Origin of the sequence: Hoeflea prorocentri, assembly GCF_027944115.1 — a bacterium.
GTDB classification, from domain to species: domain Bacteria; phylum Pseudomonadota; class Alphaproteobacteria; order Rhizobiales; family Rhizobiaceae; genus Hoeflea_A; species Hoeflea_A prorocentri.
This window is the reverse complement of the sequence record NZ_JAPJZI010000001.1, coordinates 2452705-2467654: the sequence shown is the minus strand read 5'-3', so window position 1 is coordinate 2467654 and position 14950 is coordinate 2452705. Positions and strand designations below refer to the sequence as shown.

The window sequence follows — 14950 nt, the reverse complement described above, 5'->3', positions numbered from 1 at the left end:
CCTGGTCAGTCCGGGTGCCGGTAGCTCTTCCAGCGGTCTTCCGGAAAATCGTAGAGCATACCGGTATGTTCCAGAGCCGGGGCCGCCAGCAGAGCAATCTTGGCGGCAACCTCGGAGGGGTGGGGGACGGTCATCGGATCCTCACCCGGTATCGCCTGGGCGCGCATGGCAGTCCGCGTGCCGCCGGGATTGACACAATTGACCCGCAGCGCCGTGTTGACGGTTTCGGCGGCCCAGCAGCGCGCCAGCGCTTCAAGAGCAGCCTTGCTCGCCGAATAGGCGCCCCAGAAGGCACGGCAATTGTGAGCCGCTCCGGATGAGATGATGATGGCCCGGCCCGCGTCAGACTTGTGCAGCAGCGTTTCGACCGATCGGATCACCCGCCATGTGGAGACGATGTTCTTGTTCATCACCTTCTCGAATGCCTTGGCCTCGATATGGCCGACGGGGGAAAGCGGACCGAGGATTCCCGAATTGGCCACAAGGATATCGAGTTTCTCCCAGCGCTCATTGATGGCCGCGCCCAGCCGGTCCACTGCCTTCATATCGAGCAGGTCCTGCGGCACCAGGGTAGCGGAACCGCCGGCGGCATTGATTGCATCGTCGAGTTCTTCCAAACCGCCAACGGTGCGCGCGACGGCAACCACATGGGCGCCGGCCTTGGCAAGCTCAAGAGCCGTGAAATAGCCGATGCCGCGTGATGCGCCGGTGACCAGCGCGATGCGGCCGCTGAGATCCATCATTATTTTATCCGTGTTTGGCGAGCAAAGAGAGTGTGCGTGTTCCGTCGTCACTGTCGCGGTCTGTCAGGTCTGTCGGGTATTCGCCGGAAAAACAGGCGTCGCAGAATTGTGGACATTCCTTGTTGCGCGACGGCTCGGCAACGGCCCGGTACAGCCCGTCCATGGAAAGAAAGGCCAGCGAATCCACCTTGATATAGTCGCGCATTTCCTCGGTCGACATACGCGATGCAAGCAGCTTTGACGTTTCCGGCGTGTCGACCCCGTAAAAGCACGAGGCGACGGTGGGCGGAGAAGCGATGCGCATATGCACCTCCGCGGCTCCCGCGTCGCGGACCATCTGCACGATTTTCTGCGACGTGGTTCCGCGCACGATGGAATCGTCGACAAGAACCACGCGTTTGCCCTCAATGGCAGTCCGGTTGGCGTTGTGCTTGAGCTTGACGCCCATATGCCGGATCGATGCGGTCGGCTGGATAAATGTGCGTCCCACATAGTGATTGCGGATGATGCCGAGGTCGAAGGGCAGGCCGGCCTGATGCGCAAACCCTATGGCTGCCGGGGTGCCCGAATCCGGTACGGGCACCACCATGTCAGCCTCCACCGGGCTTTCCTTGGCAAGCTCGATACCGATATTCTTTCGCGTCTCGTAGACGTTACGCCCCTCCACATTGGAATCGGGACGCGCGAAATAGACATATTCGAAAATGCAGAAACGCGGCTTGATCTCACCCCAGGGGAAATAGCTGCGCAGCCCCTTCTCGGTGATCACAATCACCTCTCCGGGCCTGACATCGCGCACGAAGCGGGCGCCGATAATGTCGAGCGCGCACGTTTCCGAGCAAAGGATATAGGCGCCGTCGAGATCGCCGAGTACCAACGGGCGAATCCCAAGCGGATCGCGTGCGCCGATCATTTTTTTGCCGGAAAGCCCGACAAGTGAAAACGCGCCTTCGAGCTGCGTCACGGCATCGATGAATTTCTCGATGAAATACTCGCGATCGCTCATGGCGATCAGATGAAGCAGCGTTTCCGTGTCCGAGGTGGACGAGAAAATAGCACCGCGCTTTTGCAGTTCGCGCTGCATGGTCAGCGCATTGGTGATGTTGCCGTTGTGCGAAATGGCAAAACCGCCGCCATCAAATTCGGCAAAGAACGGCTGCACGTTGCGCAGGCCTTCGCCGCCGGTTGTCGAATAGCGCGTATGGCCGATAGCGCGACTGCCGGGCAGGCGTGCAAGGACAGAGGGTTTGGTGAATGTATCGCCGATCAGGCCGACATGGCGCTCGACGGAAAACTGGCTGCCGTCATAGGAAACGATGCCTGCGGCTTCCTGGCCGCGATGCTGGAGAGCATGCAGACCGAGTGTGACAACGGCTGCCGCGTCAGCCTTGCCGAAAATTCCAAAGACGCCGCACTCGTCACGGAAGGCGTCAGCTTCGCAGTCAGGTTCTGTGATCGTTTTGTGTGCCACGGATACGGGCCTCCTGGTCACTTCCTGCATCATCGCCGCTCAGCCCTTTCAGCCGGTCGAGGATCGTGGTGTCCACATCCTCAGGCAAAATGGCCACGAGCTGCTCGCCGAGAGAATCCAGCAACGGTTTGGATTTTGCCTGCGCCACCCAGGCCGGTTGCTGTGGCCCCAGGACCAGCCAATTGAAAAACAACATCGCGACGGTCACGAGCAGGATGCCGCGGGCGGCTCCGAACAGGAAGCCGAGCGTGCGATCGAGCGCGCCGATCCGGCTGTCGATGACAAAGTCCGCGATGCGCATAGTCAGCACGGTGACGAGGATCAGCGCGATCAGGAAAATTATCCCCGCGGAGGCCACATTCGCGATGGCTTCGCGGTCCGTATATTCCAGCGCGTAGGGCGCGAGCAGTGGATAGAAATAGTAGGCGGCAAAGGCCGCTGCGATCCAGGAGGCAACGGAAAGCACCTCCCTGGAAAAGCCCCGGACCATGGCGAGCACGGCCGAGAACAGCGTCACGCCGATAAGGATTCCATCAAGTATGGTGATTGGCATAGCGTATAACCTTACGGTCTGCCGGTAGCCGGCCTGTGTTTGAGTTTATTCGCCTTCATCGAGCTTTGCTCGCGATCCGGCGATTTCGACGACAAGATCGGCCAGGGCATCGACGGTTTTCCAACTCCCATTGGCGCTTTTCGGAAGATCCGCCGAACCTTTCGGCAGGACGGCATGACCGAACCCCAATTTCTCAGCCTCTTTGAGGCGTTGCGCGGTATGGGCGACGGGCCGGACCGCGCCGGACAGGCTTATCTCGCCGAAATAGACGCAATCGGCCGCAAGAGCAAGACCGGCGAGTGATGAAACCAGTGCAGAAGCAACCGCAAGGTCGGCCGCAGGCTCTGAAATCCTGTAACCGCCTGCAACATTGAGATAGACGTCGTGCTGGCCGAGCCGCACGCCACAATGGGCCTCCAATACGGCAATGATCATGGAAAGCCGGGCTGAATCCCAGCCGACGACAGCGCGGCGCGGGGTCCCGAGAGGCGAGGGGGCGACCAGCGCCTGCACTTCGACCAGAACCGGTCGTGTTCCTTCCATGCCGGCAAAAACCGAAGCGCCGGGGGCTTTTTCGTTGCGTTCTCCAAGGAAAAGCTCTGACGGATTGGCGACTTCACGCAAACCCTTGCTGGACATTTCGAAAACGCCGATTTCGTCGGTCGGGCCGAACCGGTTCTTCACGGTCCTCAGGATCCGGTAATGGTGTCCGCGGTCGCCCTCGAAATAGAGCACTGCATCGACCATATGCTCGACGACCCGCGGACCGGCGATCTGACCTTCCTTGGTCACATGGCCGACCAGGACAACCGCCGCGCCGGTTTTCTTGGCGAATCGGATCATCGCCTGAGCGCCGGTACGCACCTGGGTCACCGTCCCGGGGGCCGATTCGGCCATGTCGCTCCACAACGTCTGGATGGAATCGATAATGACGAGATCGGGGCGCTTTTCCTTTGTCATTGTCGCGAGGATATCCTCAACATTGGTTTCGGCCGCCAGCTTGACGTCGGTGTCGGCTGCGCCCAGCCGCTGCGCTCGCAGGCGGATCTGCGCCACCGCCTCCTCGCCGGACACATAGATAACCTTGTGGGACTTTCGCGCCAGGGCTGCTGCTGCCTGCATTAAAAGCGTCGACTTGCCGATGCCTGGGTCGCCCCCCACGAGGAGAGCCGAACCGCGAACGAAGCCGCCGCCGGTGACACGGTCCAGCTCCGCAATGCCTGTTTCGATGCGCGGTGCGTCCTCAATGTCGCCCGACAAAGAGGTAAGGGCCACCGGTTTGCCCTTCGTGCGCGGCTTTCCCGGACCGCTGGCAATGCCGCCCGTCGTATCTTCCTCGACGATCGTATTCCATTCGCCGCAGCCGTCGCACTTGCCGGCCCAGCGGGTGTGGACTGTGCCGCAGTTCTGGCAGATGAATTGGGGTTTCGAGCGCGCCATGACCGTCCGTCAATCCTCGTTTTCAGCCGGCAGGCAATGCCGCCGATAGCGCTGACCAAGCGACGTCAGGAGTTCATAGCCGATGGTGCCGCCGGCCCGTGCCACGTCGTCGAGAGCGACATTCTTGCCGAACAGTTCAACGAAATCGCCCGCTCGCAGCGTGTTGTCCGGCAGGTCGGTAATGTCAAAGGCCGTCATGTCCATCGTTACACGGCCCAGAAGGGGCAGGCGCTGCCCTGCGGCAAAAGCGTGGGCGCCGTCACGCACCGCATTGCGCAAGGGCACGCCGCTGCCGGAGAGTGAGCGCGGATATCCGTCCGCATAGCCGATCGAACAGATGGCGATACGACTGTCGCGCTCAAGCGTCACGGTGGCGCCGTAACTGACCGTTTCTCCACGTTTGGCATGGCGGATCGTTATGATGCGGGCCTCCGCAGTGACCACCGGTCGTGTGATCGTATTGACGCCGTCACCAACTGATCCTCCGAAGAGCATTATACCGGGCCGGGTCAGATCAAACCTGTATTCAGGGCCCAGCAGAACGCCGGCGGAGTTGCTCAGGCTTGCCTCGACGCCGTCGAAAGCACCGACGGCAGCCCGAAACGCTTCAAGCTGATGATGGTTGAGCGGATGATCGGGCGTGTCCCCGCAGGCAAGGTGACTCATCAGCAAGACCGGGGAAAAGCCAGCCGGGCGGGTGACGTCACCGGCGATCGACAGTGCCTCCTCGCTGGTGATGCCCAATCGGTTCATACCGGTATCGACCTGCAGCGCGCACGGATGGTCGCCGTTGGCGATACAGGCATTGGTCCAGATCGCGACATGTTCCATGGATGCCAGAACCGGAACGAGTTCGGCGGCCCGGCAGGTCTCCTCGATCCCGGGCAAAATACAGTTCATCACGAATATGCGCGCCTGCGGAGCATAGACCCTGATGATGGCTCCCTCGCGCGCCGTTGCAACGAAGAAATCCCGGCATCCGGCGGCGTAAAGCGTGGTGGCCACCTCCGGTGCGCCAATCCCGTAACCATCGGCCTTGATGACAGCCGCGCAGCGGGCAGGGTGGGACCGGTCGCGCATCACACGCCAGTTGTCTGCAAGCGCCTGCAGGTCAATCGTCAGGCGCGCGCCGTACCCTTCATCGATGTCGTGGTCTTTATCGTTGTGCCGTTCGTTCAATGCGCCGGTCAATTCTGCTGTTTACGTCACTCTTGGCTGTATTGCAGGTAGGAATTGTCCGCAAGGTCGGAAAAGCGGGTAAATTCGGCCTGGAAGCCCAGCGTAACGGTTCCGGTTGGACCGTGGCGCTGTTTGGCGACAATGACATCGGCCATGCCGCGCACCTTGACCATCTTTTCTTCCCAGCGCAGATATTCTTCGGTCTTGATGTCGCCGGCGACCTCTTCGGGCGTGCGGCGCGGCTCGGTATTCTTGACGTAATACTCCTCGCGATAGACGAAGAGCACAACGTCGGCGTCCTGCTCGATCGAGCCGGATTCGCGAAGGTCCGAGAGCTGCGGCCGCTTGTCGTCGCGGTTTTCGACCTGGCGCGAAAGCTGTGAAAGCGCGACGATCGGCACATTGAGTTCTTTCGCCAACGCTTTCAGACCGGTGGTGATTTCGGTGATTTCCTGCACCCGGTTGTCGCCGGCTTTTTTTGAGCCGGTCATGAGCTGAACATAGTCCACGACAAGCAGATCCAGGCCGCGCTGGCGCTTGAGCCGCCGCGCCCGGGCCGCCAACTGGGCGATGGAGATGCCGCCCGTCTGGTCGATATAGAAGGGAATCTTCTGCATTTCCTGCGAGCAGCCGACCAGCAGCTCGAAATCCGCCTCGGAAATCTCGCCGCGACGGATTTTGGAGGACGATATTTCCGTCTGTTCGGAAATGATGCGGGTCGCCAGCTGTTCAGACGACATTTCCAGCGAATAAAAGCCCACAACCCCGCCATTGACCGCCTTGGTCGTGCCGTCCGCCTGAACCTCCGGCTGATAGGCCTTGGCAATATTATAGGCGATGTTCGTCGCCAGCGATGTCTTTCCCATGCCCGGACGGCCGGCAAGAATGATCAGGTCGGACTGCTGCAGCCCACCCATGCGCAGGTCGAGTTGCGAGATGCCGGTGGATATGCCCGAAAGCCCGCCGTCCCGTTGATAGGCGGCGCCGGCCATGTCGATGGCGAGCGCAACCGCATCGTTGAACGACTGGAAGCCGCCATCGTAACGCCCGGTTTCGGCAAGCTCGAAAAGCCGCCTTTCTGCGTCCTCGATCTGATTCTGCGGCGGCATATCAAGCGGCGCGTCAAAGGCGATATTGACCATGTCCTCGCCGATGGTGATCAGTGACCGGCGTAGCGCGAGATCGTAGATCGCGCGACCGTAGTCTTCCGCGTTGATGATCGTCACGGCTTCGGCGGCAAGACGCGCCAGATACTGGGCGACGGTCATGTCACCCACCTTTTCATCCGCCGGCAGGAAGGTCTTTATCGTGACCGGGTTGGCCGTCTTGCCCATGCGAATGATGTCGCCAGCCACCTCGAAGATCTTGCGGTGCAGCGGCTCATGCAGATGCTGGGGCTTGAGGAAATCCGACACCCGGTAATAGGCGTCATTATTGACGAGGATCGCGCCGAGCAGCGCCTGTTCGGCCTCGATATTGCCCGGCGCCTCGCGGTAGAGCCCGCCGCCATCATTGCTGTCAGAATCGCCAATCGGGCGTGCCGGATCGCTCATCGCCTGCTTTCTGTATTGAATCCCCTCAGCGCGCTTGCGCGCCGGGCATGTATAACGCCATCGCAAACGATGCGCGCGCAAAACGCGCGACCATGCTCAATCTCCACAAGCGAAATGTGGAAAGGGGAATACTATCTGATTCTGTTTGACTTCCGAACACGAATCAAGTTGCGCAGTCGAACTTACTTGGCCGCAGCCCGGCGTTTCTTGCGCGCTGATTCGCTCGCCTTCTTGGCCCGGTGCGGTGCATGCTCGTTCCTGCCGATATAGTCGCGGGTGAGGGGAACCGCATCGGGCCTGTGGGCGAGCTGTATCTGAAAGACGACCAGGTCCTGCCAACGGAAGGCGATCTCAGAACCGGCGAGATAGAATTCCCACATGCGGCAGAACCGCTCGTCATAGAGCTCTTTCGCCTTGTCCCAGTTTTCAAGGAAATTTGTCCGCCAGGCTTTGAGCGTTTCCGCGTAATGAATGCGCAGGACTTCAATATCGGTGACAACAAGACCGGATCGCTCAATGGGGGGCAGCATTTCCGACAGTGACGGTATATATCCGCCCGGAAAAATATGCTTCTTGATGAACGGATTGGTCGGGGTCGGCGGCTCGGACTGGCCGATCGTGTGCAAAAGCATCACGCCGTCTTCATCCAGCATTTCGGCGCATTTGTTGAAGTAGGTTGAGTAATGCCTGCGTCCGACATGCTCGAACATGCCCACCGAAACGATCCGGTCAAAGCTCTGATGAAGTTTGCGGTAATCCAGCAGTCTGAACTCAACCTGACCGGCAAATCCGTCCTCGCGGGCACGTTGGGTCGATATGGCATGTTGCTCGTCTGACAGTGTGACGCCCGTTACCTTGGCATTGAACTGACTGGCCAGATGCAGGCCCATGCCACCCCATCCCGAGCCGATATCGAGAACACGCAGCCCCTCGCGATCCATGATCAGTTTCGAGGAGATAAGGCGCTTCTTGGCGAGTTGTGCATGTTCCAGGTCTACCGAGGGGTCCTCGAAATAGGCACAGGAATATTGCCGGTCCGGATCGAGAAAGAGGTCGTAAAGTTCACCCGAAAGATCGTAGTGATGCTGGACATTGGAGCGCGAACGGCGAAGCGTATTCCATTCCAGAAGATGCGCCGGGATGCGGCGCAGGTGCTCCAGCGCCTTGACCCACCGGGCCGGGGTCGATTTATGCCGGCGGACATTTTTGAAAACCAGCTCGAGAAACTGGTAGATGCTGCCGTCCTCAAGCTCGAAATCGCCATCCATATAGCACTCGCCGAGCTTCAGATTGGGATCGAGCGCCACGGCCCGTTCGGCCTCTGCAGTCTTAAAACGGAGATGGACGGGTGAACCTGTACCATCGCCAAGGCGCAGCTTGGTACCGTCGGCGGACGTAACAGTCAGATCGCCGGTTTTAATGAGCTTGCGTACAAGATGCGCAAGAAAACGGTTCACGGTGAAAACCTCAAAGTACCAAGACTAACAGAGCTTTCCGTCTTCACGAAAAGTTTAGCAGCCTTTGCCCAATAGTCCAGCCGCATGTGTCCCGGTCAGGTTTTGAGTGATCCGTTTGAATATGCGCTCCCCTGGTCGCCGAGCCGCTTTTGGACGCGGCAGCTAGAAAAAAAGCCCGGCGCAAGGGCCGGGCTTTCTGTTTTCGATGGCTGCTTCTTTTAAGCCTTGGGCTCTTCCGCCTCAGCCGTCTCAACTGGCTCCGCGCCGGCGTCTGCGGTGGCGTCTTCCTCCGCAACCGCTTCTGCTTCCGCCTCAGTCTCTTCGGCAGCGTCTGATTCCGCCGTATCGAATTCGACACCTTCCTCGAACATGTCCTCTGCCTGCACTTCCTCTTCTTCGTCCGTGCCGTAGATGGCATCGGCCGATGTCAGATCCTCGCCCTTGGCCTGGCGTTCGGCTTCATCGGCCGAACGGGCAACGTTGAGCTCAACCTTGACCTCGACCTCGGCATGAAGCGAGATGATGACTTCGTGCATTCCGATCGCCTTGATGGGCGTGCGAAGCTCCACCTGACTGCGGCCGATCGAGAAACCTTCTTCCTCAAGAATGGTGACGACGTCGCGCGCGGCGACCGAACCGTAGAGCTGACCCGTTTCGCCGGCGGCGCGCACGACGATGAAGGACTTGCCGTCAAGCTTGTCGGCGATCTGCTGGGCTTCGCCGCGGCGCTCCAGGTTTCGTGCCTCAAGCTGGGTGCGTTCGCTTTCAAAACGTGCCTTGTTGGCATCATTGGCGCGCAGCGCCTTACCCTTGGGCAGCAGGTAGTTGCGGGCATATCCGTCGCGTACTTTCACGACATCGCCCATCTGCCCGAGCTTTGCTACGCGTTCGAGAAGAATGACATCCATCGGGGTTTCCTTTCAGATTTCGTCAGTTCGTTTGATCGTTGGAATTGTCCGGCCCTGGGCCGGACGTGGATAAGGGGGCCGTGCGCGCGGTCTCGAAAAGTCCTGCAAAGAGGAAAACAATCAGCGGCAGCGGAAACAAAAAGATTATGGCGGTGTAGGTCATCCACAGCGCCGCGAACTTCCAGGCGCGGTTCATGACCCGGTGGTGCAGCATGGCAAGGCCGGCCAGCATGAAGCCGCCGGCAAAGGCGCCGGAGATAACCGAGCCCACGAGGCCGATTTTGCCGCCGGCAAAGCTGAGCGCCAGACCGGCGCCGAATATCAAGAGGCCCAGCCGCGACATGCGCAGACCTGTCGGGATGACATCCGCGGGCCGCTTGGCGCGCCCGGAGAGCCGGGCGATGCCGCATGCGATATACCAGGCGGTGAAAAGGATGATGACCCATAAAAAAGCATGCAAGGCCGGCAACACCCGAGTCACGGGGGTGATCATTTCAAGCATGCGGGTTTTGTCGAACTGTATCTCTGGATTCTGTTCGTCGAGTACTGTGACCACACTGTCGACAATCTCGGACACAAGGGCCTCGCCATAGCCCACCGCGTAGCCGACGATGATTACCGATGCCGACACAAGTCCGCAGATATGCAGCATGATGTCCGACAGCGGATACCACGCAAGCTTGCCTTGCGGCCCGCCAAGTTCCTCGGCCGGCCGCGCAAGGTTTGACAGATGAGCAATCCATGCAGCCGGAGCCAGTGTCGTCACCGCAACCATCGCGGCGGCGAGCGGTGAAAGTGCGGCGGCGATGACAAGAGTGCCCGTCGCTGCGGCAGCGGCACCTGCGAGGTTTGACCAGCCAAGCCCTGCAATCAGCACGGGCAAAACCGCGGCGGCTGACAGCATGACGGAAAGCGCGGACATGGAACCCGAACCCATAACGAGAAGGGCAGAGGCAAGTCCGGCGACAATGCCGACGATCAGTGACTGCGTAGAGCTGTTCATTTAAGCGCTGTCCTGCTCATCGAAGCAGTTAGAGGCGTTCCGGCCCGTTTGCCGTTTCGCCCCAACTCGGGGTTTTTCGTGTCCGCACCGTGCCCATCACGGCGGGCTGTGGCCGGAACATCCGGCCACTAAAGGTTCAGGCCTTTACTTGACCAGATAGGGCAGCAGGCCGAGGAAACGGGCACGTTTGATGGCCTTGGCCAGTTCACGTTGTTTCTTCTGGCTGACCGCTGTGATGCGGGACGGAACGATCTTGCCGCGTTCCGAAACGTAGCGCTGCAAAAGGCGTACGTCCTTGTAGTCGATCTTCGGCGCATTGGCGCCGGAGAAGGGGCAAGTCTTGCGGCGGCGATGGAACGGACGCCGCGTCGGGATCTGATTGATATCAACCATTGCTGTTCTCCCTAACTGCGATCTTCACGCAGACGGCGCGGGCGGTCGTCACGGTCGCCACGGCGCGGGCGGTCATCGCGTTTCTGCATCATGACCGAAGGGCCTTCTTCGTGCTCGTCGACACGGATGGTCATGTAGCGCAGGATGTCTTCGTTGATGCGCATCTGCCGTTCCATTTCCTGCACGGCGGCGGACGGAGCATCGATGTCCATCAGCGTGTAATGCGCTTTGCGGTTTTTGTTCATGCGGTAAGACAGGGATTTCAGTCCCCAGTTCTCAACGCGCCCGACCGATCCGCCATTTGCTTCGAGAATTCCCTTGAACTGCTCAACAAGGGCCTCGACCTGCTGGCTGGAAACGTCCTGCCGGGCAAGAAACACATGTTCGTATAAAGCCATGATTCAGCTTGCCTTTCCTGGTCTGTCTTCGTTCCAACACCACGGATACCGGCGGCTAAGCCTCAACAACCCTCTGGGACCGGTGTACGGTCTGCAGGAAAGGCGTTGAATTCGAGACGGTCGAGAGCGGAGACACGGGAGGCCGGAAACCTTTATTTCCTGTCGCCCTTTCGGGCGGCCCTCCGTTCAGCCCCCAGCCAGGTGACCGGGTGTTTCGAACAGCGCGCTTATACGCCTTTTTTGCGGTGATGCAAGCGAATTCGCCCGCGATCTCAGATCCGGTGACACCATTCGTTGATGGCTCCGCATTGGCGCAAAAGGAAAAGGTTGGACCGGACCAACGATGGGGCTAATCTCACCATCATACCGGGAGAGCCGTCAAATGACCGAAAGCCGTAAGGATACCGATCTCATAATGGTGGTCACCAGCGATATCGCCGGCCAGTTGCGTGGCAAGGCGATGCCGCACAGCGCCCGCGAGGAACGCAGCAGCATCGGCGTGGGCTGGACCCCGACGAATGTGTTCCAGACTAGCCTCGGACCGATTGCGGACACGCCCTGGGGTGCTCTCGGCGACCTGATCCTCAGGCCGGACTTTTCCACACTCGTGGATCTGAAAATCCCGCAATACGGTGTGGACGAGTGTTTTGTCATGGGCAACGTTCTCACGCTGGACGAGCGGCGTTGGGAATGCTGCCTGCGCGGCCAACTCGCCAGCGCCGTCGAAACACTGCGCCGGACCCATGGCCTGTCCGTAAGCGCCGCGTTCGAACACGAGTTTCACTATTCGGGTGCAGAAGGTCAGGAGGGGCTTGGCTATTCGCTTGAAGCCTTGCGGCGACTGGGCTCCTTTCCCAACCGCCTGATGGATGCGTTGAACTGGGCCGGCCTTGTGCCGGATACATTTTCGCCGGAATTCGGTCCCGCTCAGTGCGAGGTCACAGTCAAACCCAATGAAGCCCTGCGCGCGGCTGACGATGCGGTTGTCCTGCGTGAAATCACGAGAGCCGTTGCGGTTGGTCTTGATGCACGCGCGAGCTTTACCCCGATTGTCGATCCCAAGACGGTCGGCAATGGCGTTCATGTTCATTTCTCCTTGTTTGATCTCGACGGGCAGCCCGTGGACCACGATGCACGACGGCCGAACGGCGTTTCGGACAAGGCGGGTTCATTCCTTGCCGGAGTTCTCAAATACATGCCTGACTTTCTGTGCATGACGGCGCCCTCCGTTGCCTCCTACATGCGCCTGACCCCGCACCGCTGGAGTGCAGCGTTCAACAATCTCGGTGTTCAGGATCGTGAAGCGGCGGTAAGGATCTGCCCGGTCTTCAAATCCGGCGCCGATGAAGACGTGTCGGCAAAATTTCATTTCGAGTATCGCGCGTCGGACGCCGCCGCGAGCCCCTATCTTCTCTTGGCGGCCATAGTCAGAGCCGGGACGAGCGGCCTTGATGAGGCTTTGCAGCCGCCCCAGGCAACCGGCATGGACCTGACCGAGGCAGGGGAGGCGGAGCTTTTCGAAATCTCGGTGAGCCGGCTGCCGGGCTCGCTGGCAGAAGCGCTGGACGGTCTGGAATCCAGTGACTGGGCGCGCAGCGCGTTCGGGGACGTGCTTGTCGACACATATCTGCGTCACAAACGCTGCGAGGTCGAATTGATGCAGGACCTTTCGGATGATGAGATATGCGCCAGATATGCCGCTGTCTACTGATGGCGCGGCGTACCGGTCGCATTCATTGACGCCGTGTCATTTCCGGTAAAGCAGCCAATCCTTGAAGGCGGTGCCATTGCCTGCCGGGATTTCGGAAAAACGCGTCACCCGATTGCGGCCGCTGTTTTTCGAAGCATAAAGCGCCTGGTCCGTCTTGCGATAGAGATCTGCCGAGTCGTCCGCCTCCGAGCCCATGCAGATGCCGAGTGAGAGGGTAACCGGCCCGTAGTTGACGCCGGACTTGTTGTTGATGAACTCCTTGCTCTCAACGGCCGCACGAACCTTTTCCGCCAGGTCGCAGGCTTCCTGCTCGGTGGTGCCTTGCATGAGAATGGCGAATTCTTCCCCACCGATACGGGCAACGAACGCATCCTCACCGGTTTCCTTTCGCATGATCCCCGCCACATAGGACAGGATCTTGTCTCCGACGATATGTCCGAAACTGTCGTTGATACGCTTGAAATGATCGATATCGGCAAAAACCAGGCTGGAATACATCGCGTTTTTCCTGTCGCCTTGCACATCTGCAATGTGGGAGTCAAAAGCGCGCCGATTGGCCAGCTGTGTCAGGGGGTCCGTATTGGCCAGCTTCTTGTAACGTTCCAGTTCCGAGTTGATCTTGGTGATCTCAGCGGACTTCTCGTTCATCGAGTTCACAACCTTCTTGCCGTGATCGATGGTCGAACCGGTTGCGTCGGAAAGCAGGCTGACAATCCGGCTGAGCAGCGCTCCGCTACCCTGGTTCGGGGCCGTGATTTTGCCGGACGTGTCATCCAGTATTTGGCCATATTGCCGAAGAGACTGCTGTTCGTCACGCAACAGCTTGAGCACACCCTTTATCTGCTCGCTCATCCGGTCATGGGCATCTTCGAAGAAGCCCTGGCGGTGGTGATGGACAAGGTACTTCTTGCCAAGCGCGTCAAGCTCGTTCTGATCTGCAGAGCGACCAAGTTTGGCAAGGTCCTTTGTGAGCTGCTGATTGGTGCCTGTTACGGCCTCGTAGAACAGCTCGTAATTGCGTGGCAGGCCCGCAACGCCCTGCTCGCTCATCATTTCCACGATTTTTTTGGCAATGTCGGTCATATGAGGGCGCTTTATTGATACTCGGGGTCTTATATCGGCGTTTTATGCCGCCTGCAGTTATGACAGTTTGTCTTAAATTTTCACAAATATCGATGAAATTGTTACCGGTTACATCGTGGACCGGACTTTCAATTTATCAGTGAAGTTCACTTTCGTTTTTGAATTGGAAAAAATGACGCATTGCCTGTGTCCGACCAACGTACTAGACAGTTGGAGTGTGCGTGAAGATTCCTTTTTGAATAAAATTTTATCTAATTAATCAACAGCTTAAAAATTAACGTTAACTTAACCTGATAATTGATCGTGCGTTAAAAATTCATTAGCTAATTTCCTGAGCGTTACTTGGAAGCCCGCTATTGTCGGTCCGTGACCGCCGGTGGGGCAACGCTGTCAGACAGAAACTGGTGATGTGGTGGAGACCAGTATTCACCGAGGAGACTACTAATGAACGCAACAACGAGCAATGTGATCCGCGCAACGCGCACCGTCGACAGTGAGGAAAAGGCCGTCAGCAGTCTGAACGACGTTGTCGAGCGGATGATGACGACCAACCGCACCATGCCGACGAGCAAGTCGGATCACGCCATCAACCTCTATGACGCGGCGATCCGCGACGCTGTCGCCGATATGGAGCGTATGGAAGCCGAACGCGAAGCATCCCAGCAGGTTCTTGAGGAAAGCTTTGCCGAGCGCGAAGCCAAGGTGCGCAGCGACATCCAGTTCCACGAACAGGGACTTGAGGCCGCTCGCGAAGAACTCAAGCAGCTCGGCACCGAGCACAAGCAGCAAAGCGAGGAGCTCGTTGCCCGCTACAACAGCCAGATCGGCGCGGCAATGCGCATGAAGGAAGCCAACAAGGCTGCACGCGACATTCTCCTGGGCGACCTGTAGAATTCGCACGGGCGCCGCACAGGGCGGCGATCCATACTACGAAGTTTTGCAGACGGGTGCGGTCACCGCACCCGTTTCCTTTTGACCTGTGCTCTCCGCAGATGCCTTCAGGCGACATTTTCCCCAATGTCTCGGATTTTCTCCATAAAACTTGACTTGCGGTCCAT

Annotated in this window: 14 protein-coding genes; 2 read left to right on the top strand and 12 right to left on the bottom strand. The window is 59.0% G+C overall.

Going from position 1 to position 14950, the window contains the following annotated elements; translation table 11 throughout:
• Positions 1 to 5 precede the first annotated feature (5 nt).
• The 11 genes from OQ273_RS11605 to rpsF form a co-directional block, all read right to left on the bottom strand.
• Positions 6 to 743 carry an SDR family NAD(P)-dependent oxidoreductase gene (locus tag OQ273_RS11605; protein WP_267990665.1) on the bottom strand — a complete coding sequence of 246 codons (738 nt, stop codon included), beginning with the start codon at positions 741 to 743 and terminating at the stop codon, positions 6 to 8.
• Positions 744 to 747: 4 nt separating this feature from the next.
• A complete protein-coding gene (gene purF / locus OQ273_RS11600; RefSeq protein ID WP_425493415.1) occupies positions 748 to 2244 on the bottom strand; it encodes an amidophosphoribosyltransferase in 1497 nt (498 codons plus the stop codon).
• Entirely contained in the window at positions 2186 to 2767 is a 582-nt protein-coding gene (locus OQ273_RS11595) for a CvpA family protein (protein ID WP_267990663.1), read from the bottom strand. The genes purF and OQ273_RS11595 overlap by 59 nt, the downstream gene beginning before the upstream one ends.
• 45 nt (positions 2768 to 2812) lie before the next feature.
• On the bottom strand, positions 2813 to 4207 hold the full coding sequence (gene radA / locus OQ273_RS11590) for a DNA repair protein RadA (protein WP_267990662.1): 1395 nt from the start codon (positions 4205 to 4207) through the stop codon (positions 2813 to 2815).
• 9 nt (positions 4208 to 4216) lie between these two features.
• Positions 4217 to 5398, bottom strand: coding sequence for an alanine racemase (gene alr, locus OQ273_RS11585; RefSeq protein WP_425493375.1), 1182 nt, complete (start codon positions 5396 to 5398; stop codon positions 4217 to 4219).
• 14 nt (positions 5399 to 5412) lie between these two features.
• Complete coding sequence (locus OQ273_RS11580; RefSeq protein ID WP_267990660.1) at positions 5413 to 6939, bottom strand: replicative DNA helicase; 1527 nt, start codon at positions 6937 to 6939, stop codon at positions 5413 to 5415.
• Positions 6940 to 7121: 182 nt separating this feature from the next.
• Positions 7122 to 8396 carry a cyclopropane fatty acid synthase gene (locus OQ273_RS11575; RefSeq protein ID WP_333781686.1) on the bottom strand — a complete coding sequence of 425 codons (1275 nt, stop codon included), beginning with the start codon at positions 8394 to 8396 and terminating at the stop codon, positions 7122 to 7124.
• A gap of 218 nt (positions 8397 to 8614) precedes the next feature.
• Entirely contained in the window at positions 8615 to 9304 is a 690-nt protein-coding gene (gene rplI / locus OQ273_RS11570) for a 50S ribosomal protein L9 (RefSeq protein WP_267990659.1), read from the bottom strand.
• Between the two features lie 22 nt (positions 9305 to 9326).
• Positions 9327 to 10307 carry a DUF2232 domain-containing protein gene (locus OQ273_RS11565; protein WP_267990658.1) on the bottom strand — a complete coding sequence of 327 codons (981 nt, stop codon included), beginning with the start codon at positions 10305 to 10307 and terminating at the stop codon, positions 9327 to 9329.
• Between the two features lie 144 nt (positions 10308 to 10451).
• Entirely contained in the window at positions 10452 to 10700 is a 249-nt protein-coding gene (rpsR, locus tag OQ273_RS11560; protein WP_267990657.1) for a 30S ribosomal protein S18, read from the bottom strand.
• 11 nt (positions 10701 to 10711) lie between these two features.
• Entirely contained in the window at positions 10712 to 11098 is a 387-nt protein-coding gene (gene rpsF, locus OQ273_RS11555; protein ID WP_267990656.1) for a 30S ribosomal protein S6, read from the bottom strand.
• 382 nt (positions 11099 to 11480) lie between these two features.
• On the opposite strand from rpsF, the gene OQ273_RS11550 reads away from it, so the two are divergent.
• A complete protein-coding gene (locus OQ273_RS11550; RefSeq protein WP_267990655.1) occupies positions 11481 to 12809 on the top strand; it encodes a type I glutamate--ammonia ligase in 1329 nt (442 codons plus the stop codon).
• Between the two features lie 36 nt (positions 12810 to 12845).
• Here OQ273_RS11550 and OQ273_RS11545 read toward each other — a convergent pair whose 3' ends face one another.
• Positions 12846 to 13892 carry a GGDEF domain-containing protein gene (locus tag OQ273_RS11545; RefSeq protein ID WP_267990654.1) on the bottom strand — a complete coding sequence of 349 codons (1047 nt, stop codon included), beginning with the start codon at positions 13890 to 13892 and terminating at the stop codon, positions 12846 to 12848.
• A gap of 444 nt (positions 13893 to 14336) precedes the next feature.
• On the opposite strand from OQ273_RS11545, the gene OQ273_RS11540 reads away from it, so the two are divergent.
• Positions 14337 to 14783 carry a hypothetical protein gene (locus OQ273_RS11540; RefSeq protein ID WP_267990653.1) on the top strand — a complete coding sequence of 149 codons (447 nt, stop codon included), beginning with the start codon at positions 14337 to 14339 and terminating at the stop codon, positions 14781 to 14783.
• Positions 14784 to 14950: the final 167 nt, after the last annotated feature.

What these genes read in the sequence shown, in the direction of transcription:
- purF (WP_425493415.1), bottom strand. Translation starts at nt 2,244, where the DNA reads ATGCAGGAAGTGACCAGGAGGCCCGTATCCGTGGCACACAAAACGATC.
- rpsR (WP_267990657.1), bottom strand. Translation starts at nt 10,700, where the DNA reads ATGGTTGATATCAATCAGATCCCGACGCGGCGTCCGTTCCATCGCCGC.
- OQ273_RS11545 (WP_267990654.1), bottom strand. Translation starts at nt 13,892, where the DNA reads ATGACCGACATTGCCAAAAAAATCGTGGAAATGATGAGCGAGCAGGGC.
- OQ273_RS11580 (WP_267990660.1), bottom strand. Translation starts at nt 6,939, where the DNA reads ATGAGCGATCCGGCACGCCCGATTGGCGATTCTGACAGCAATGATGGC.
- OQ273_RS11595 (WP_267990663.1), bottom strand. Translation starts at nt 2,767, where the DNA reads ATGCCAATCACCATACTTGATGGAATCCTTATCGGCGTGACGCTGTTC.
- rplI (WP_267990659.1), bottom strand. Translation starts at nt 9,304, where the DNA reads ATGGATGTCATTCTTCTCGAACGCGTAGCAAAGCTCGGGCAGATGGGC.
- rpsF (WP_267990656.1), bottom strand. Translation starts at nt 11,098, where the DNA reads ATGGCTTTATACGAACATGTGTTTCTTGCCCGGCAGGACGTTTCCAGC.
- OQ273_RS11550 (WP_267990655.1), top strand. Translation starts at nt 11,481, where the DNA reads ATGACCGAAAGCCGTAAGGATACCGATCTCATAATGGTGGTCACCAGC.
- radA (WP_267990662.1), bottom strand. Translation starts at nt 4,207, where the DNA reads ATGGCGCGCTCGAAACCCCAATTCATCTGCCAGAACTGCGGCACAGTC.
- OQ273_RS11565 (WP_267990658.1), bottom strand. Translation starts at nt 10,307, where the DNA reads ATGAACAGCTCTACGCAGTCACTGATCGTCGGCATTGTCGCCGGACTT.
- OQ273_RS11540 (WP_267990653.1), top strand. Translation starts at nt 14,337, where the DNA reads ATGAACGCAACAACGAGCAATGTGATCCGCGCAACGCGCACCGTCGAC.
- OQ273_RS11605 (WP_267990665.1), bottom strand. Translation starts at nt 743, where the DNA reads ATGATGGATCTCAGCGGCCGCATCGCGCTGGTCACCGGCGCATCACGC.